13 protein-coding genes and 2 pseudogenes are annotated in these 17,691 nt (G+C 71.7%); 8 read left to right on the top strand and 7 right to left on the bottom strand.

Annotated features, from left to right (window positions below):
• Nucleotides 1–219: pseudogene (locus ACIRVH_RS41775) on the top strand (IS630 family transposase); the annotation flags it as partial.
• Between the two features lie 277 nt (nucleotides 220–496).
• The gene (gene asnB / locus ACIRVH_RS41770; RefSeq protein ID WP_403965081.1) at nucleotides 497–2,338 is read left to right on the top strand and encodes an asparagine synthase (glutamine-hydrolyzing); all 1,842 of its coding nucleotides are present in this window, start codon (nucleotides 497–499) and stop codon (nucleotides 2,336–2,338) included.
• A gap of 199 nt (nucleotides 2,339–2,537) precedes the next feature.
• On the opposite strand, the gene ACIRVH_RS41765 is transcribed toward asnB, so the two are convergent.
• Both ACIRVH_RS41765 and ACIRVH_RS41760 read right to left on the bottom strand, forming a co-directional pair.
• Nucleotides 2,538–3,062 (bottom strand): DUF4232 domain-containing protein, encoded by a 525-nt coding sequence (locus ACIRVH_RS41765; protein WP_403965079.1) that lies wholly within the window; start codon nucleotides 3,060–3,062, stop codon nucleotides 2,538–2,540.
• 127 nt (nucleotides 3,063–3,189) lie between these two features.
• Entirely contained in the window at nucleotides 3,190–4,830 is a 1,641-nt protein-coding gene (locus tag ACIRVH_RS41760; protein WP_403965078.1) for an alpha/beta hydrolase, read from the bottom strand.
• Between the two features lie 301 nt (nucleotides 4,831–5,131).
• On the opposite strand from ACIRVH_RS41760, the gene ACIRVH_RS41755 reads away from it, so the two are divergent.
• Nucleotides 5,132–5,779, top strand: coding sequence for a chaplin (locus tag ACIRVH_RS41755; protein ID WP_403965077.1), 648 nt, complete (start codon nucleotides 5,132–5,134; stop codon nucleotides 5,777–5,779).
• Nucleotides 5,780–6,017: 238 nt separating this feature from the next.
• On the top strand, nucleotides 6,018–6,872 hold the full coding sequence (locus ACIRVH_RS41750; RefSeq protein WP_403965075.1) for a GNAT family N-acetyltransferase: 855 nt from the start codon (nucleotides 6,018–6,020) through the stop codon (nucleotides 6,870–6,872).
• Nucleotides 6,873–6,914: 42 nt separating this feature from the next.
• On the opposite strand, the pseudogene ACIRVH_RS41745 reads toward ACIRVH_RS41750, so the two are convergent.
• Nucleotides 6,915–7,396: pseudogene (locus tag ACIRVH_RS41745) on the bottom strand (nucleoside deaminase).
• A complete protein-coding gene (locus ACIRVH_RS41740) occupies nucleotides 7,380–8,669 on the bottom strand; it encodes an MFS transporter (protein ID WP_403965074.1) in 1,290 nt (429 codons plus the stop codon). The pseudogene ACIRVH_RS41745 and the gene ACIRVH_RS41740 overlap by 17 nt, the downstream one beginning before the upstream one ends.
• 59 nt (nucleotides 8,670–8,728) lie before the next feature.
• Between ACIRVH_RS41740 and ACIRVH_RS41735 the strand changes: the two genes are divergently transcribed.
• Together ACIRVH_RS41735 and ACIRVH_RS41730 are read left to right on the top strand one after the other, a co-directional pair.
• On the top strand, nucleotides 8,729–9,121 hold the full coding sequence (locus tag ACIRVH_RS41735; protein ID WP_403965072.1) for a MerR family transcriptional regulator: 393 nt from the start codon (nucleotides 8,729–8,731) through the stop codon (nucleotides 9,119–9,121).
• A gap of 15 nt (nucleotides 9,122–9,136) precedes the next feature.
• The gene (locus ACIRVH_RS41730; protein WP_403965071.1) at nucleotides 9,137–9,913 is read left to right on the top strand and encodes a GNAT family N-acetyltransferase; all 777 of its coding nucleotides are present in this window, start codon (nucleotides 9,137–9,139) and stop codon (nucleotides 9,911–9,913) included.
• A 22-nt stretch (nucleotides 9,914–9,935) separates the two neighbouring features.
• Here the strand turns inward: ACIRVH_RS41730 and ACIRVH_RS41725 are convergent, their stop codons facing one another.
• The gene (locus tag ACIRVH_RS41725) at nucleotides 9,936–10,199 is read right to left on the bottom strand and encodes a GlsB/YeaQ/YmgE family stress response membrane protein (RefSeq protein ID WP_403965069.1); all 264 of its coding nucleotides are present in this window, start codon (nucleotides 10,197–10,199) and stop codon (nucleotides 9,936–9,938) included.
• A 216-nt stretch (nucleotides 10,200–10,415) separates the two neighbouring features.
• Between ACIRVH_RS41725 and ACIRVH_RS41720 the strand changes: the two genes are divergently transcribed.
• Nucleotides 10,416–11,867, top strand: coding sequence for a hydrolase (locus ACIRVH_RS41720; RefSeq protein ID WP_403965068.1), 1,452 nt, complete (start codon nucleotides 10,416–10,418; stop codon nucleotides 11,865–11,867).
• A gap of 37 nt (nucleotides 11,868–11,904) precedes the next feature.
• Here ACIRVH_RS41720 and ACIRVH_RS41715 read toward each other — a convergent pair whose 3' ends face one another.
• Both ACIRVH_RS41715 and ACIRVH_RS41710 read right to left on the bottom strand, forming a co-directional pair.
• Nucleotides 11,905–14,628, bottom strand: coding sequence for a glycosyl hydrolase 2 galactose-binding domain-containing protein (locus ACIRVH_RS41715; RefSeq protein ID WP_403965067.1), 2,724 nt, complete (start codon nucleotides 14,626–14,628; stop codon nucleotides 11,905–11,907).
• A gap of 101 nt (nucleotides 14,629–14,729) precedes the next feature.
• Nucleotides 14,730–15,914, bottom strand: coding sequence for an ROK family protein (locus tag ACIRVH_RS41710; protein ID WP_403965066.1), 1,185 nt, complete (start codon nucleotides 15,912–15,914; stop codon nucleotides 14,730–14,732).
• 119 nt (nucleotides 15,915–16,033) lie between these two features.
• On the opposite strand from ACIRVH_RS41710, the gene ACIRVH_RS41705 reads away from it, so the two are divergent.
• Nucleotides 16,034–17,491 (top strand): APC family permease, encoded by a 1,458-nt coding sequence (locus ACIRVH_RS41705; protein WP_403965065.1) that lies wholly within the window; start codon nucleotides 16,034–16,036, stop codon nucleotides 17,489–17,491.
• Nucleotides 17,492–17,691: the final 200 nt, after the last annotated feature.

Here is a 17,691-nt window from a genome sequence, read left to right as displayed (position 1 = left end):
TCCTGGATCAACCAGGTCGAGCGGTGGTTCGGCTACCTCGCCCACCAGATGATCCGCCGCGGGGCGCACAAGAACATCCAGGCCCTGGAAGCCGACATCCGGGCCTGGGTCAAGAACTGGAACCAAGACCCCAAGCCGTTCATCTGGACCAAGACCGCCGAAGAGATCCTCGACTCCCTCGCCCGCTTCTGCCGACGGATCTCCGGCGCAGGACACTAGCCGAGCAGCCGCTTGGCGAAGTTTTTGCCCGTGGCCGGTTCCTGTCGCGCCAGCCCGGTGCCACGGCGGTTCTTCGATTTCGCGCGGGCAAAACACGGCCGAAACCCTGAGGGAGTCTGGTCCGTCCGTGGTGCGCCCGCGTTGACCGCCGCGAGCGCCTGACGGAGGCTCGTCATATAGGTGCTCGGTACAACTGGTTCGGCGGTCGTCTTCTGTCCACCCCGGAAAGCGCAGGTGAGCGAGGGGACGGCTGCGGGCCGGAGGCAGGAGGTAGCGCATGTGCGGCATCACCGGATGGGTCTCTTTCGACCGTGACCTGACCACCGAGTCCACTGCTCTGCATGCGATGACGGAGACGATGGCCTGCCGTGGCCCGGACGACCGGGGCACCTGGACCGAGGGCCCCGCCGCCCTGGGCCACCGCCGCCTCGCGATCATCGACCTCCCCGGCGGCCGCCAGCCGATGTCCGTCCGCACCCCCGAGGGGGCCGTCGCCCTCGTCTACTCCGGGGAGACGTACAACTTCACCGAACTCCGCCGCGAACTCACCGACCGTGGCCACCGGTTCACGACCGACTCCGACACCGAGGTCGTCCTCCACGGCTACCTGGAATGGGGCGACGCCGTCGCCGAGCGGCTGAACGGCATGTACGCCTTCGCCGTGTGGGACGCCCCCCACGACCGGCTGGTCATGATCCGCGACCGCATGGGCATCAAGCCGTTCTACTACCACCCGACCCCGGACGGCGTCCTGTTCGGCTCCGAACCCAAGGCGATCCTCGCCAACCCGCTCGCCCGGCCCCGGGTCGCCCTGGACGGGCTGCGCGAGCTGTTCACCATGGTCAAGACCCCCGGACACGCCGTGTGGGACGGCATGCACGAGGTCGAACCCGGCACCGTCGTCACCGTCGACCGCACGGGCCTGCGCACCCGCGTCTACTGGCGGCTGGAGACCCGCCCGCACACCGACGACCGCGACACCACCGTCGCCACCGTCCGCTCGCTCCTCGACGACATCGTGCGCCGCCAGCTGGTCGCCGACGTCCCGCGCTGCACCCTGCTCTCCGGCGGCCTCGACTCCTCCGCCATGACGGCGCTCGCCGCCCGGCAGCTCGCCGAGCACGGCGAGAAGGTCCGCAGCTTCTCCGTCGACTTCGCCGGCCAGACCGACAACTTCGTCGCCGACGAGCTGCGCGGCACCCCGGACACCCCCTTCGTGCACGACGTGGCCCGGCTCGCCCGCACCGACCATCAGGACATCGTCCTGGACGCCCAGTCCCTCGCCGACCCGGGCGTGCGCGAGAAGGTGATCCGCGCCCGCGACCTGCCGGCCGGCTTCGGCGACATGGACACCTCGCTGCTGCTGCTCTTCCGAGCCGTCCGCGACCAGTCCACGGTCGCCCTGTCCGGCGAATCGGCCGACGAGGTCTTCGGCGGCTACCTGCAGTTCTTCGACGAGGAGGCCCGCCGCGCCGAGACCTTCCCCTGGCTGGTGCACTTCGGCCGCCACTTCGGCGACGACGCCGACGTGCTGCGCCCCGACCTGGCCAAGACCCTGGACCTGGAGGGATACATCGCCGACGGCTACCGCACCGCCGTCGCGGCCATCCACCGCCTGGACGGCGAGAGCGACTTCGAGTACCGGATGCGGCAGATCTGCCACCTGCACCTGACCCGCTTCGTCCGCATCCTGCTCGACCGCAAGGACCGGATGAGCATGGCCGTCGGCCTGGAGGTCCGGGTGCCGTTCTGCGACCACCGGCTCGTCGAGTACGTCTACAACACGCCCTGGTCGCTGAAGTCCTTCGACGGCCGGGAGAAGAGCCTGCTCAGGGAGGCCACCGCGGACCTCCTGCCGCGGTCGGTGTACGACAGGGTCAAGAGCCCGTACCCGTCCACCCAGGACCCGCGGTACGCCCGCGCCCTGCAGGTCCAGGTCAAGGACCTCCTCGACCGGCCCTCCCACCCCGTCTTCGACCTGGTCGACCGGGAGCGGGTCAGGGAGGCCGCCGAGCGCGACACTCCCGTCATCACCCAGGTGGCCCGCCGCGGCCTGGAGTGCGCCCTGGACCTCGCCCAGTGGCTGGACCTCTACAACCCGGAACTGACCCTCGGCTGAGGCCCCGACACCGGGTCCGCCGCTCCCCGGACGAGGCCGGGGTCCAGGTCCGCGGCTCCCTGTAGCCGGCCTTCAGTTGGGACCGGAGACCCGGTCCGCCGCTCCCTGAGCTGAGGGCCGGGGGCTTGGTCCCCGGCTCTCTGGAGTCGGCCTTCAGGTGAGGCCGGGAGCTCGGTCCGCCGCTCTCCGGAGCCGGCCTTCAGCCGAGGCCCAGTGCCCGGTCCGCGGCCGCCGCCGTCGACTGCCACCACGTCGTCACCGGCTCCCACACCCGGACCTCGCTCCCGGTGCCGAGCTGCGCGGCGGTGAAGGCACGGCCCCACTGGGAGGCCGACGCGGCCACCGTGATCGCGTCCACCCGGCGAGCCTCGGGGTCCGTCGGGTCGGCGATGGTGCGTACGGCCGCACAGGCGGTCTTTCCGGCCCCGAGCCTGTACGTGCCCCCACCGCCCTCCGGCACCGGCAGCGCGGCTCCGTCCAGGTCACCGAAGGTGACCGTGGGCACCCGGTCGACGACGCAGGTCCGGGCGCTGATGTTGGTCACCCTGACCCGGATCACGGCTGGATCGCCGGACGCGGCCTTCGCCCGGATGCTCAGCGCCTTCTCCGCGCAGCGTGCGGGCTGGGCGTGCCCCGCGGCTGCCTGACCCGGCGGCGCGGTGAGCAACAGGGCCGCCGCGGCGGCGGAGACGGCGGGTACGGCGATGGCGGCGCGGATGCGCATGGCGGGTGCCCCCTGTCACGGTCACGTACGGGTACGGCGGGCCGAGGCGCGCCTGCCCGGTGTGACGTCCGGGCCGGCCGGGAGGTTGTGCCGGAATCACGCCTGATACCCGATTGCACTGCTCCTGTCATCCATTGGTGGTGTTCGTGGTGGAACTCCAGGTGTTCCCGTCCGCGGGGCAGGAGCTGCCGCTCGGTGGCAGGGTGCCGTACAGCAGGAAGTCGTTGACCTTGCGATGTACGCAGGTGGACGACGAGTAGCCGGTGTGGCCGTCGCCCTTGTTGTCGAGCACCACGGCGGAGGACCCGAGCCGCCCCGCCGTCTCCTCGGTCCAGCGGTACGGCGTCGCCGGGTCGCCGCGCGTGCCCACCAGCAGCATCTTCGCCGACTGGAGGTTCTTGACCCGGTCGCGGATGAAGGTCGTGCCCTTGGGGCGGCCGTAGCACATCAGCAGCTGGGTGAGCCGGAAGCGGCCGAAGACCGGCGACGCGTGGTCGTAGGCGGCCCGGAGATCCTTCAGGTCCCTGGTGATCTGCGCTTCGTCGGGCCGGTCGGGGTCGTCCGCACAGTTGATCGCCATCAGCGCGGCCGGCAGGTTGTCCGACGGGACGTCCTGGGTGTCCACGAGCCCGCCGTCCCGCCGCGCGCCGCCCTGGACCTTCCCCCGGCCGCCCTGCCGGACGGGCACGGCGAATCCGCCGCCGGAGGTGAGACTGAGCAGCCGCCGCGTGTCGCCGTCCTCGACCAGCGAGACGAGCGCACGCTCCAGGGAGGGCCACAGCTTCTTGCTGTACAGGGCCTGCCCGATGGCGCCCACCAGGTCCTGTCCGGAGAACGTGCCGCCGAAGTCCGTGGGCACCGGGTTCTCGTCGAGCGAACGCACCAGCTGGAGGACCTGGTCCCCGGCCATGCGCCGGTCCTGCCCGAACGGGCACGCGATGTCCGTCGTACACCAGTCCAGGAAGTCGTCGAGCGCGGTCTGCTGCCCCTCGGCGCCCGCCAGGCCCTGCTCGGACAGTGGCTCGGTCAGGGTGTCCACGCCGTCCAGGGCCATCCGGCCGAGGTTGTGCGGGAACTGCGCCGCGTAGACCGCGCCGAGCCGGGTGCCGTAGGAGAAGCCCAGGTAGTTGAGCTTCTTGTCGCCGAGGGCCTGGCGGATGACGTCCATGTCCCGGGCGGTGTTCACGGTGCCTATGTGCCGCAGGACCGGGCCGGAGTGCCTGGCGCACTGGTCGGCGGCCTGCCGCAGCTTCTGCAGCAGGGCCTCGGGATGGCCGATGTCGGCGTTCTGGCCCATCGCCGCCGAGGCCTCCTCGGTGCCCTGGCCGCAGCTGACGGGGGAGGAGCGGCCGACGCCGCGCGGGTCGAAGGTGACCACGTCGTAGCCGTTGGTCAGCTCCATGAACTCCTTGCCGCCCCCGGCGAGTTCCGGAACGCCCGCGCCGCCGGGGCCGCCGAAGTTCAGCAGCACCGAGCCCCGCGACTTACCGGTGGCCCGGTACCGGGCCAGGGCCAGGTCGAGGGTGCCCGCGTTCGGGTGCTCGTAGTCGAGCGGGACGGTCGCCTTCGCGCACTGGAGATCCTTCGGCATGTCCGGGCCCTTGCAGGCCGCCCAGGACGGCTTCTGCCGGTAGAAGCGGGACAGGTCCGGCTGTGGCTGGTCGGCGGCGGTTGCCGCGGGCAACCCGGACCCGAGCAGCGCCAGCGTGAGGGCTCCGGCTCCCGCGCAGCGCCGCACGGCGGGCCGTGTGGACAGCTTGACCAGCATCGATCGCCTCCCGGGGCACGCCAGCCGCGGACCGGGGCCGCGCCCTCGCTCACCATAAGCGGGCCTTGTGCGGGGCGCCTCCGGGCGCCATGTCCGATGATCTGTCTTTCGCGGCTTCTCTCATGATCAATGATCTTTCGATTGCTTTGCATGCAGTTCGAGTGATCATGTCACTCGACGGGGTGAAAGGCCGATAAGCCATAACTCGGATGGTTCGTCTGCGTTTTCTGGGGTGCGGGTGAGTGCCCGCGACGAAGTCTGGAAGGCAGGGAAACCTATGAGACGGGCTACCCGAAACGGTGTGATCGCCGTCGTCGCCGCTTCCGGCGCGATGGCCGTGGCGATGCCGGTGTCCGCCGCCTTCGCGGCCGACGGGGCTGCCGCCGACGGCTCGGCGGCCGGCTCGCCCGGTGTGCTCTCCGGCAACACCGTCCAGCTCCCGGTGCACGTCCCGGTGAACGTGTGCGGGAACACGGTGAACGTGGTGGGACTGCTCAACCCCGCAGCCGGCAACGCCTGCGCGAACGGCGGCGGTGGCGGCACGGGCACCTCGTCGACGTCCGGCGCGTCGTCGACGTCCGGCGGCGCGTCGGCGCAGGGCGGTACGAAGGACTCGCCCGGTGTGCTCTCCGGCAACGACGTCCAGCTCCCCGTCCACCTGCCGGTGAACGTCAGCGGCAACTCGGTCGACGTCGTCGGCGTGGGCAACCCGGCCACGGGCAACCACTCGGTCAACACCCACCACCCGGCACCGACCCCGAAGCCGCCGGCCCCCACCAGGTCCCACCCGCACACCCCGCACACGCAGCCCCCCGCCGCGCAGCCGCCCGGGGCCACCCTGGCCCACACCGGAAGCGACCTCACGGCCCCCGCGGTCGCGGGCAGCGCCGCGCTCCTGCTCACGGGCGCGACCCTGTACCGCCGCTTCCGCCCCGGCCGGGACCGCTGACCCCCACACGCGCAGAGCGGCCCCGCCGGACGCCGGCCCGGTGGGGCCGTCGGCGTGGGCCGGTCCGGGGTCATGTCCGGTGCACGCTGCCAACCCGGCCCACAGCGGGGCGGCTTGGTTCCCGCAACGGCCGAACCGTGCGTGGCGTGAGCCACGTTGATCGGCAAGGATGCTGCGGGCGCGGTCGCCGTACCGCGCCCGCACAGCACGTCCGACCCCCACGCAATGGAGCGCACCGATGACCTCTCCGGCCCCCCAGGACCTCGTCGTCACGCAGGCCACCCTCGCCGACTGGCCGGTGATCAGCGGGTGGGCGGCGGCGGAGGGGTGGAATCCCGGGCTGTCGGACGGTCCGGCGTTCTTCGCCCAGGATCCGGACGGCTTCTTCCTCGGCCGGATCGACGGGGAGCCGGTGTCGGCCATCTCCGTCGTGAACTACGGCTCCGACTACGCTTTCCTCGGCTGTTACCTCGTTCGCCCGGACCTGCGCGGCCATGGCCACGGCCTCACCACCTGGAAGACCGCCCTGGCCCACGCCGGCAACCGCACCGTCGGCCTGGACGGAGTCGTCGCCCAGCAGGACAACTACCGTCAGTCCGGGTTCGAACTCGCCTACCGCACGATCCGTTTCGCCGGCACCGCCCCGCAGAGCCGGCTGCCCGAGGGCGTCCGTCCCGCCGGGCCCGCCGACCTGCCCGCCGTCACCGCCTACGACAGCGCCTGCTCCCCGGCCGACCGCCCACGCTTCCTCCCCGAGTGGCTCACCGGCCCCGGTCACCGCGCGTTCGTCCGCCACGACGGCGACCGCCTCAGCGGCTACGGCGTGATCCGGCCCGGCCGCGACAGCCTGCGCATCGGCCCGCTCTTCGCCGACACCGCCGATGGCGCCCGGGCCCTGTTCGCCGCGCTCACCACCGAGGCCGCCGGCCACGAGGTCGCGATCGACGTCCCCGAACCGAACACGGCCGGCGTCGCACTGGCCGAGGAGGCCGGCTTCAGCGCCTCGTTCGAGACCGCCCGGATGTACACCGGGCCGGTGCGTGAGCACGCCCGCGAGCGGATCTTCGGTGTCGCCACGCTCGAACTCGGCTGAGGCGGCCGGCGCCGGTCGACAGCCCTGGCCGTGAAGCGCCGGTCAGCGACGGTCCGCGTGGCAGCGGCGGTGCAGGTCCCGTACCTCCTCGACCAGCTCGGGCACCGGCCCCTCGACGGCCACACCGGGGGCCACCGCACGCACGGGCAGCGCTCGCACCGGAGCCGCGGGCACACCCAACTCGGTCAGCCAGGAGACGAGTTGTTCGGACGAGGCGACGTACACGATGCGGCCGAGTCCGACCCAGGCGTGCGCGGCCGCGCACATCGGGCAGTGTTCGCCCGAGGTGTAGACGGTGGCGGCGGCCCGCTCCCCGGGCGTGGGTGGGCGGCCGACCAGCGGGCCGGCTCGAACTCCGGATGCCGGGTGCGGTCCCCGGCGGCCACCCGGTTGCGGTCCTCGGCGAGGACCGTGCCGTCCGCCGCCACGAGCACCGACCCGAAGGGCTCGTCGCCCGCGTCGAGCGCCTCCCGCGCCAGCTCGACGCACCGGCGCAGATGACCCAGCTCACTGTCCCTCACCATGGGGCACGGACCTCCTCGCAGCATGATCCCCGGCGCCGCGGGCTACGGGCACCGAGGGTGACACAGCCACCCGGTTCCCGTGCGGCGCCGCACCGTGCCGTACGGACGGAAAGGCGTGCCGGCGCCCCGCCGCCACCGTCGCCAGCGCGAGTACGGCCGCGGGCAGCGCCGTCCAGGGCAGTGCCCCGGCACCCAGGGAGTCCAGCGCCACCCCGCCGGTGAGCGAACCCGCGGCGATCCCCGCGTTGTACACCGTGGTCTGCAGCGAGGTCGCGACATCGGCGTCGGCCGGGCCCGAGACGTCGACCAGCGCGGTCTGGATCAGTGTCGGCGTCCCGCCGAAGGCCACGCCCCACACGGCGACGGCGCAGACCAGCACCGCGTGCGCACCGGAGGCCAGGCCGAGCACCGGCAGGACCGTCGCGAACAGGGCGAGCGCCGCCAGCAGCGTGGGCCGCAGATGCCGGTCGACCAGCACGCCGGTGAGCCAGATCCCGGCCACCGTGGCGGCCCCGAACACCGCGAGCAGCACGCCGGTACGGCCGTATCCGGCGTGCGCGGCGAACGGGGCGACGTACGTGTACATCACCTGGTGCCCCAGCAGCAGACACAGCGTCACGGACAGCACCGGGCGGATCCCGGGCCGGACGGCGACCCGGACGAGCGGCACGCGCGCGTGCGGGGGTTCACCGGGGAAGCCGGGCACCCGCAGCCGTACCCACACCAGGAGCAGGACGGCGAGCACGGCCAGCGAGCCGAAGGCCGCCCGCCAGCCCACCGCACCCGCCAGCGCCGTACCGGCGGGCAGACCCAGTGCCAGGGCCAGGGTGATCCCGGCGAGCACGACCGCGATGGCCCGGCCGCGCCGGGCGGCCGGCACCATCCGGGCCGCGTAGCCCACGAGCATCGCCCACAGCGTGCCGCCCATGGCGCCGGCCAGCAGCCGGGCCGCGAAGGTGAGCGCGTACGACGACGACAGCGCGACGAGCGCGTCGCTGACCGCGAACCCCAGCAGCGCGCCGCACAGCACCGGCCGCCGCGGCAGCCCGCGCAGCGCCGTCGTGAGCGGGACGGCCGCCAGGAAGGAGGCCGTCGCGTACGCGGTGACGAGGAAGCCGATCCGGGACTCGGCCACCCCCAGCCGGGGTGCCATCGCGGGCAGCAGACCCGCCGGCAGGAGTTCGGTCAGGACGGCCGTGAAGGCGGCGCAGGACAGGGCGAGCAGCCCCGACCACGGCAGCGGACCGCCCTTGACCTGGGAAGACAGGGACATGCGACCATGGTGGAACCTTGACATCAGTGTGAAGGCAAGCGTGGGACCGGGAGGCGGGAATGAGGATCGGTGAACTGTCCCGGCGCACCGGTGTACCCACCCGCCTGCTCCGCTACTACGAGGAGCAGGGCCTGCTCCACCCCGACCGCGCCGACAACGGCTACCGCAGCTACCCCGAGTCCGCCGTGCCGGACGTCCAGCAGATCCGGGGCCTGCTGGACTCGGGCCTCACCACCGAGATGATCCGCGCGATCCTGCCGTACCTCTCGGGGCCCGAGGAACTGCACCCGCCCGCCGAGTGCGTGGCCCCGCGGACGGCGGCCCTGCTGCAGGCGCACATCGACCGCATCCAGGCCCGTATCGACTGCCTGGCCCGCAACCGCGACCGGCTCACCGCGTACCTGTCCGTGGTGCGGCCGGAGGGTAATTCCGTTGCCCCGCCGGGGCGCTGATGCTGGAGTGATCCCATGGATCACGACGCGGTGCTCGCCCTCTACGACCGGGACATGCGCGAGGGCGCACGCCCCGACGGGCCCGGCGCCCGGATCGAGCGGACCGGCCCGGTCATCCGCCAGGTCGCCGACACGCAGGGCTGGAACGGCGTGGTGTGGACCGCCCTGGACGAGGGCAGCGCGGACCGGGCGATCGGCGAACAGATCGCTTACTTCACCGGCCTCGGCCGCGACTTCGAGTGGAAGCTCTACGGACACGACCGGCCGCTGGACCTCGGTCCCCGGCTCACCGCCGCCGGATTCCGCGCGGAGCCCGAGGAGACGCTCCTGATCGGCGAGGTCGCCCGGCTCGCCCTGGACGCCGAGCCGCCCGAAGGGATCCGCTTCGTCCGGGCCACCGACCCGGCCGGCATCGACCTCGTCGTGGACGTGCACGAGAAGGCCTTCGGTACCGACGGCACCCGGCTGCGTCACCGGCTGCTCGCCCGGCTGGCCGCCGACCCCGGCACGGTCGTCGCCGTGGTCGCGCTCGCCGGGGACGAGCCGGTCAGCGCCGCCCGCATGGAGCTGGTGCCCGGCACCCGCTTCGCCGGACTGTGGGGCGGCGGCACCGTCGAGGCCTGGCGGGGCCGGGGCGTCTACCGTGCCCTGGTCGCCCATCGCGCCCGCGTCGCCGCCGCCCACGGCTACCGCTACCTCCAGGTCGACGCCTCGGCCATGAGCCGCCCGATACTGGAACGCCTCGGCTTCCACGCGGTGAGCACCACCACCCCGTACCTGTACGGGAGTTGAGCCACCGGAAGTCGACGCTCCATCAGCGCCGGGCCTGCGCCCGGTCCAGCGCGGCGACTCCCACGGCCGCGAGGGCGATCTGGATGAACCACTCGATCCAGTCGGGCCCCTTGGTGTCCGCGACCCCGAACCCGGCGGCGATCGCCGAGCCCAGCAGTGCCGCCACGATGCCGACCACGATGGTCCACAGGATGCCGATGTGCTGCCGTCCGGGCACGACCAGCCGGCCCAACACGCCGATGACGAGCCCGATGACGATGGCGCTGATGAGGCCTGAGATCTCCATGTCCACCCCTCTTCGTCGCGTTCCCCGCTGACGTTCCATGTGCCCGCTCCGGCCGCAGGCACTCCGCTCCGCATATTGCCGGGACTTTCTGTTCACTCAGCCGACATGCCATGTACCTTTCAACCAATCGACGCGTGTAGAACCCTCAAGCGGGTTCTACGCGCGCAGACTTGGCGCCCCCACCGCCTCTCCCCACCCCTCATGGAGGTTCGCCGGATGCTCGGATCGAGGAGATCCCGCCGCAGATTCACCACCGTCCTGGCCGGACTCGGGCTGCTGGTCACGTCCGCAGCCCTGCAGGTCGGCACGAGCGCCACCCCCGCCCACGCGGCCACCACGCACCGGATCCTGTTCGACAACGCCCATGCCGAGACGGCCGGCAACGCGGACTGGATCATCTCCACCAGCCAGCCCGACCCGCTCGGCCAGAACTCCTCCCCGTCGGCCGAGACGGACTGGACCGGCGCCCTGTCCTCCTGGGGCGTCGACCTGCAGAGGACCGGCAGTTACAGCCTGAAGACGCTGCCCTCGGGCTCCAGCCTCAGCTACGGCGGCTCGTCGACCACCGACCTGTCGAACTTCGACACGCTGGTCCTGCCCGAGCCCAACACGATGTTCACGACCGCCGAGAAGACGGCGATCATGAACTTCGTGAAGAACGGCGGCGGTCTCTTCATGATCTCCGACCACACCGGAGCCGACCGCAACAACGACGGCTACGACGCGGTCGAGATCCTCAACGACCTGATGACGAACAACAGCGTCGACTCCACCGACCCGTTCGGCTTCTCCATCGACTCGCTGAGCATCAGCTCCGACCACCCGTCGGCGATCAGTGACAGCACCGACCCGGTCCTGCACGGCTCCTTCGGCACCGTCACCAAGAGCCTGATCGCGAGCGGTACCACCGCCACGCTCAAGCCCGCCGACAACTCCGGCGTCAAGGGCCTGCTCTACCGGACCGGTTACTCCGGCAACACCGGCGCCTTCTTCCTGACGTCCACCTTCGGCAGCGGCCGCGTCGCCTTCTGGGGCGACAGCTCGCCGATCGACGACGGCACCGGTCAGTCGGGCAACACCCTGTACGACGGCTGGAACGACTCCGGCGCCACCAACGCGGCCCTCGCCCTCAACGCCACCGCTTGGCTGGCCGGTGACGGCACGACCGGCGGAGGCGGTGGCGGTGGCGGTACCTGCACGGCCGCCCAGCTGCTGGCCAACCCCGGCTTCGAGTCCGGCGCCACTTCCTGGACCGCTTCCAGCGGTGTCATCACCAACGACACCGGCGAGGCCGCCCGCACCGGCTCCTACAAGGCCTGGCTGAACGGTTACGGCTCTGCCCACACCGACACGCTCGCGCAGTCGGTGACCATTCCTGCCGGGTGCACGAGCGCCACCCTGAGCTTCTACCTCCACGTCGACACCGCCGAGACGACCACCTCGACGGCCTACGACACCCTGAAGGCGCAGGTCCTCAACAGCAGCGGCACGGTGCTGTCGACGCTCGCGACCTACTCGAACCTGAACGCGGCGAGCGGCTACACCCAGCGCAGCTTCAACCTCGCGAGCTACGCGGGCCAGACGGTGACGATCAAGTTCACCGGCACCGAGGGCTCCACCCTCCAGACGTCCTTCGTCGTGGACGACTCCGCGCTCAACGTCAGCTGAACCGTGCCGGGGTGGGCCATCGGCCCACCCCCGCACGTCAGGCGGCCGGGACCGTCCGCTCCGGCGTGTTCCAGCCGGAGACCCGCACGCCCGGCGCCGAGCCGTGCAGGTCGGCGGTCCGGTAGGTGGCCGTCAGCGTCACCGACTCACCCGGCCACAGGCCGACCTCGTTGTCCGACCACCGCACCGGCAGCACCGGCTTCCCCTGCCCGTCGAGCAGGTGGACGTCCGTGAACAACGATGGGGTCCGCCCGCTGCCCGTGTTGCGCAGGGTCACCGTCGTGGTCGACGTACCGGCGGACGACTCGGTCGACGCCGTGGCCGACACCGGCGCCTGCGCCATCGAGGCCAGCCGCTTCAGGTCGGCGTAGCCGGTCGTCGGCGTGTGGTACCAGTCGGTCTTCGCCCAGTCGAGCGTGTCGGCCTTGGTGGAGAGCCAGTACACGTTCCGGCTCACCTCCTTGCCGTCCGCGCCGGTCAGCGTCAGCCGCAGCAGGTAACTGGACGACAGGCCGCCCACCGACGCGGGCAGGGTGAGCGCGGTCCCGTGCGCACCGTCGCCGTTCACCGTCATCCCGGTCACGGTCTTGTCGTACTTCTGTGTGCCGTCGGGGTTGAACAGCGTGGCCCGCGCGGTGAGTCCGCCGGCCGCGGCGTGCCGGTTGTTCACGACGACGACCGAGCGGTCGTCGTAGGCGTACTGGACGTGCAGCGGCTCGTTCGCCTTCTTGGCGCCGAAGTAGGCGCCGCCCTGGTCCAGATAGCGGTCCGTCAGCTGCCAGTGCAGCGAGGTCCAGCCGCTGTTGAACATCCAGTAGATCATTCCGGTGGCGGGCTTGCTCGCGTCCGTCGCGTTGCGCGCGTAGGCCTCGTACTGGGCGCGGACGTTCTCGTACTGGGCGAGCTGCGCCTTGCGCACGTAGTCGGCGAGGCCGGTCGGGGCGCCGTAGCGGCCGGTGAGGGCGGCGTCGTAGATCTTGAGCGTGCCGAACACCGGCGAGGGCGAGCGGTGGTACTGCCTGGTGTCCGGGTTCTTCCAGAGCGTGTCGAGCTCGGCGGGCGTCATCATCCGGCGCAGCGTGTCGAGCGTGGGGATGTCGGGGCCGGCGCTGGTCTCGGAGTTGAAGCCGGTGGCCCCGCCCTCGCGCTTGGCGTACCAGTAGTTCGGCGGGATCCAGTCGTAGGGCCCGGACATCTTCAGGCCCGAGCTGCCGAGCTGGGGCGAGGACCTGTCGGAGGCCGAGGAGACCACCGGGTTCGGCCAGTCGGCCGCCTTCAGGGCGTCCAGGTAGTTCTTCTCGATGGTCGCGTCGGGCGCGTAGTCGCTGCCGATCAGGAACGAGATCACACTCGGGTGGTCGCGCAGCCGGGCGGCCTCGGCGGCCATGGAGGCCTTGGCGACCGGGTAGTCGGCGGCGGTCCACTCGTCGCCGGTCTCACCGCTGCCGTTGACCTGGCCCTCCCACTTGTCGCAGCACTCCCAGCCCGGCAGCGTGAGCACGCCGTACCGGTCGGCGAGGTCGAAGAACTCGTCCGGCTCGATGTGGCCTTCGAGGCGGATGGTGTTCAGCCCGAGGTCGAGGGCGTACTTCAGCCGGTCCTCCACATAGGTGGAGTCCCAGCGCAGGAACTCGTCCGGCGACCAGCCGCCGCCCTTGATCAGCAGCTTGCGGCCGTTGATCCGGTACTGGCGCGCGCCGTCGGAGTTCAGGGGCGCCTGCACGTCGCGGATGCCGAAGCTCTCGTGGGCGGTGTCCGAGGCCGTGCCGGACACGGACGCGGTGAGGTCCAGGTCGTACAGCGGCTGCCCGCCCATGCCGGCCGGCCACCACACCTTCGGGGAGGTGAGGTGGAGCCCGGGGACGTCGGCGGGGGAGAAGGTGACGGTCTTCGTCTCGTGCGCGGCGAGCGGCACGGACCTGGTGAAGGCCGCCCCGGCGACGGTGCCGGAGATCTCGGCCGTGACCGCCGTCCCGGAGTCGTTGCGGGCCTGCGCCTTGACGGTCAGGTCGGCGGTGGCCAGGGACGGCACGGCGAGCTTGGTCACCACGTGCGCGTCGCGCAACGCGACCGGGCCGCCCCGGCGCACCAGGACGTCACGGACGATGCCCATGTTCCGGTCGGGCGGCGGCTGGAGCCAGTCGATCCAGCCCATGGTGAGGTTCTTGTTGGGCTCGTTGGGCTGGATGCGGAAGGCGACCGTGTTCGTGCCGGACTTCACCAGCGAGGAGATGTCCAGTTCGTGGTGGGTGTAGGCACCGGTGACATCGGCGGCCCGGGCCACCTGACGGCCGTTCACATAGACGTCGGCCGCCGAGATCACGCCGCTGAAGTCGAGGTGGGTGCGCTCGGTGGTGTCGGCGACCGTGAAGTCGGCCCGGTACCACCACGGGACCTGGAAGTCGGCCCTCGGGATCTTGTCCTGGTTGGTGGAGTGGAACGGGTCCGCGTACCGGCCGCCCGCGAGCAGCGCCGCGAGGACCGTCGAGCGGGGGCCCGCCGGATACCAGCCGGCCGCCGGATAGCCGGGGGAGGAGACGGCCTCCGCCGAGTCGCCGACCTTCGCTGTCGACTGGATCGCGTAGCCGGACAGCGGGGTGCTGCTGCCGGCTGCGGAGGGGACGTGGGTGACCCGGGCGTGCCGGTGCGCCGGGGCTGGATCCCGGGACCCGGCCCAGGCACTGGTGGACAGCGAGCAGAGCAGACCCAGGGCCACGGTGGCCGTGGCGAGGCGGCGTCTGCGGGCGGGGCGAGGGAACACGGCGGTCTCCAGGCTCGTAAAGTTAGGAAACTTTACTAACCTGCCTCAAGCTAGGGCGCAGGGTGGGCGGTGTCAATCACCGTGGCCGCGGCGGCAGATGCTCAGGTCGCGGCCGTCCTGTGCTCGAACACCATCTCCCGTGCCGTGCCCAGAGCCGTCGCCACCGCGCCCAACAGGACCGCGTCCTCACCCAGTCGGCTGGGTGCGAGCTTCGGCCGCAGCGGAGTGAGTGTGCGCAGATGCTCCCGTACCGGCCGCAGCAGCAGGTCCACGCTGTGGCCCACGCCGCCGCCGAGCACGACGAGGTCCGGATCGAGCACCGCGGCCGCGGCCGCCACGGTGTGCGCGATCCGCTCGCCCTCCAGCTCCACCGCCTGCACCGCGGCGGTGTTGCCCTGCCGGGCCGCGTCGAACACGGCCTTCGCCGTGAGCTGCCCGCGCATCCCGAAGTGCCGCGCCGCCTCCACGACGGCCACCCCCGACACCGCGTCCTCCAGCCGCTCCGGCTTCTGCCGCCCCGGCCACGGCAGGAACCCGATCTCCCCGGCCAGCCCGTGCGCCCCCGTGAACAGCCGTCCCTCGCTGACGACTCCCATGCCGAGACCGGTGCCGATCAGGATGTACGCGAACAGCCGGCTCCCCGCGCCGACCCCGTACGTGTACTCGCCGAGGGCGGCCAGGTTGGCGTCGTTGTGCACCTCGAGCGGTATGCCCAGCTCCCCGCGCAGGCGGTCGAGCAGCCCCGCGCGGCCCCACCCCGGCAGATGCATCGCGTACCGCACCCGCCGCTGCTTCTCGTCGTAGACCCCGGGCGTGCCCACCACGCCGTGTACCACCTCCGCCGGGTCCACCCCGGAGTTGGCGACGACCTGGCGGGCGGTGCCCACGACCAGGTCGGCGAGGGCGTCGGCGCCGCGGGCGGGGTTGCGTACATCGGACCGGGCGACCACGGTGCCGTCCAGGTCGGCCAGCGCGACCCGTAGCCAGCTGCGGCCTATGTCGACGCCGAGCGCGTGACCGGCGGCCGGGTCGGGTGCGTACAGCACGGCGACGCGCCCGCGCTCGGGGGCATGGGTGCCGACCTCGTGCACGAGTCCGGCCGCCTCCAACGAGGCGAGCGCGCTGGACACCGTCGGCTTGGACAGGCCGGTCTCCCGGGCCAGCTGGGCACGCGAGGCGGCGCCGGCGTGGCGCAGCCGGTCGAGGAGCAGCCGCTCGTTGGCGCTGCGCAGCCGCCGACGGCTCCAGGGCTGTTCGTGCTGCTCTACGGCGTCGCTGGCGGGCATCGCACCATTCTCACGCATTACTCACGCATGCTTGACGTATCTAGTAAGGCTCCTTAACTTTATCGGCCATCCCGCCTCCTCCGGCAGAACCCTCTCCGTGCCTCGCGTCAGGAGCCTCCATGTCCGGTAGCCCGCCACCCTCGGGTGGCTTCGTCCGTCGTGTCGGCCTGTTCCAGGCCACGGCCATCAACATGAGCCAGATGTGCGGCATCGGTCCGTTCGTGACGATCCCGCTGATGGTCGCCGCGTTCGGCGGCCCCCAGGCGGTCATCGGATTCGTCGCGGGCGCCGTGCTGGCCCTCTGCGACGGGCTGGTGTGGGCCGAGCTGGGCGCCGCCATGCCCGGCTCCGGCGGCAGTTACGTCTACCTCCGCCAGGCCTTCCAGTACCGCACCGGCCGGCTGATGCCGTTCCTGTTCGTGTGGACGGCGATGCTCTTCATCCCGCTGATCATGTCCACCGGCGTGGTCGGCTTCGTCCAGTACCTGGGCTACCTCGCCCCCGACCTCGGCCGGACCTCGGGCGACCTGATCGGCCTCGGCGTCATCGCCCTCGTCGTCCTCCTGCTCTGGCGCGGCATCGAGCACATCGCCCGCATCACCGCCGTGATGTGGACCGTGATGATCGCCTCGGTCCTCCTGGTGATCGTCGCCGCGGCCACGGACTTCAGCCCGCACCGGGCCTTCACCTACCCGGCGCACGCCTTCGACCTCACCTCGAACCACTTCTGGCTCGGCTTCGCCGCGGGCCTGACCATCGGCATCTACGACTACCTCGGCTACAACACCACCGCCTACATGGGCGCCGAGATCAAGGACCCCGGCCGCATCCTGCCGCGCTCCATCCTCTTCTCGATCCTCGGCATCATGGCGATCTACCTGCTCCTGCAGATCGGCACGCTCGGGGTCCTCGACTGGCACCGCATGACCGATCCGAAGGACATCGCCTCCACCTCCGTGGCCTCCGCGGTGCTGGAGGAGACCTGGGGCAAGGGCGCCGCCGACACGGTGACCGTCCTCATCCTGATCACGGCCTTCGCCTCGGTCTTCACCGGCCTGCTCGGCGGCTCCCGCGTGCCCTACGACGCGGCTCGCGACCGGGTGTTCTTCCGCCCGTACGAGAAGCTGCACCCGAAGCACCGCTTCCCGATGCTGGGCCTGGCGACCATGGGCGTGATCACCGCGGTCGGCTTCCTGATCGGCCGCCACACCGACCTCGCCACACTGATCCAGCTGCTCACCACGGTGATGGTGATCGTCCAGGCACTGGCCCAGATCGTCGCCCTCTCCGTCCTGCGCAGGCGGCAGCCGACCCTGCGCCGCCCGTACCGGATGTGGCTCTACCCACTGCCCAGCATCATCGCCTTCGCCGGCTGGTGCGTGATCTACGCCTACGCCGACAAGAACTCCCCGGGCCGTCACCCCATCGAGTGGTCCCTGGCCTGGCTGCTCCTCGGCTGCGTGGCCTTCCTGATCTGGGCACGGCTGGAGAAGGTGTGGCCGTTCGGGGAACGGGAGATCAGCGAGGAGTACCTGGCCGCCGCACCGCTGCCGGACGGGCAGCCTGCGGGGGCCTGAACCCAACAGCCTTGCGCTGCACCGAAGTCACCACCATCTGTGAAGCCTCCCCGGCCGGACATGCTCCCGCCGGGGAGGCGGCGCGCCGTACGGGACTGACTGGTCGTCGCTCGGCGAGACGCAGGCGCATGGGACGACATTCGGCGTTTCCCGACCCGCACCGGGCGTTGTGACTAAGGTTCACCGTGGGCATCGCGGGT

Origin of the sequence: Streptomyces sp. NPDC101165 (genome assembly GCF_044768135.1) — a bacterium.
In the GTDB taxonomy this organism is placed as follows: Bacteria; Actinomycetota; Actinomycetes; order Streptomycetales; family Streptomycetaceae; genus Streptomyces.
Note: the sequence above shows the minus strand (reverse complement) of the source record. Positions and strands in the feature narration are given on the sequence as shown.

Excerpts from the sequence above, each read along its gene's own strand:
- ACIRVH_RS41710 (WP_403965066.1), bottom strand. The coding sequence starts at position 15,914 with ATGCCCGCCAGCGACGCCGTAGAGCAGCACGAACAGCCCTGGAGCCGT.
- asnB (WP_403965081.1), top strand. The coding sequence starts at position 497 with ATGTGCGGCATCACCGGATGGGTCTCTTTCGACCGTGACCTGACCACC.
- ACIRVH_RS41735 (WP_403965072.1), top strand. The coding sequence starts at position 8,729 with ATGAGGATCGGTGAACTGTCCCGGCGCACCGGTGTACCCACCCGCCTG.
- ACIRVH_RS41750 (WP_403965075.1), top strand. The coding sequence starts at position 6,018 with ATGACCTCTCCGGCCCCCCAGGACCTCGTCGTCACGCAGGCCACCCTC.
- ACIRVH_RS41730 (WP_403965071.1), top strand. The coding sequence starts at position 9,137 with ATGGATCACGACGCGGTGCTCGCCCTCTACGACCGGGACATGCGCGAG.
- ACIRVH_RS41705 (WP_403965065.1), top strand. The coding sequence starts at position 16,034 with ATGTCCGGTAGCCCGCCACCCTCGGGTGGCTTCGTCCGTCGTGTCGGC.
- ACIRVH_RS41760 (WP_403965078.1), bottom strand. The coding sequence starts at position 4,830 with ATGCTGGTCAAGCTGTCCACACGGCCCGCCGTGCGGCGCTGCGCGGGA.
- ACIRVH_RS41720 (WP_403965068.1), top strand. The coding sequence starts at position 10,416 with ATGCTCGGATCGAGGAGATCCCGCCGCAGATTCACCACCGTCCTGGCC.
- ACIRVH_RS41725 (WP_403965069.1), bottom strand. The coding sequence starts at position 10,199 with ATGGAGATCTCAGGCCTCATCAGCGCCATCGTCATCGGGCTCGTCATC.
- ACIRVH_RS41765 (WP_403965079.1), bottom strand. The coding sequence starts at position 3,062 with ATGCGCATCCGCGCCGCCATCGCCGTACCCGCCGTCTCCGCCGCCGCG.
- ACIRVH_RS41740 (WP_403965074.1), bottom strand. The coding sequence starts at position 8,669 with ATGTCCCTGTCTTCCCAGGTCAAGGGCGGTCCGCTGCCGTGGTCGGGG.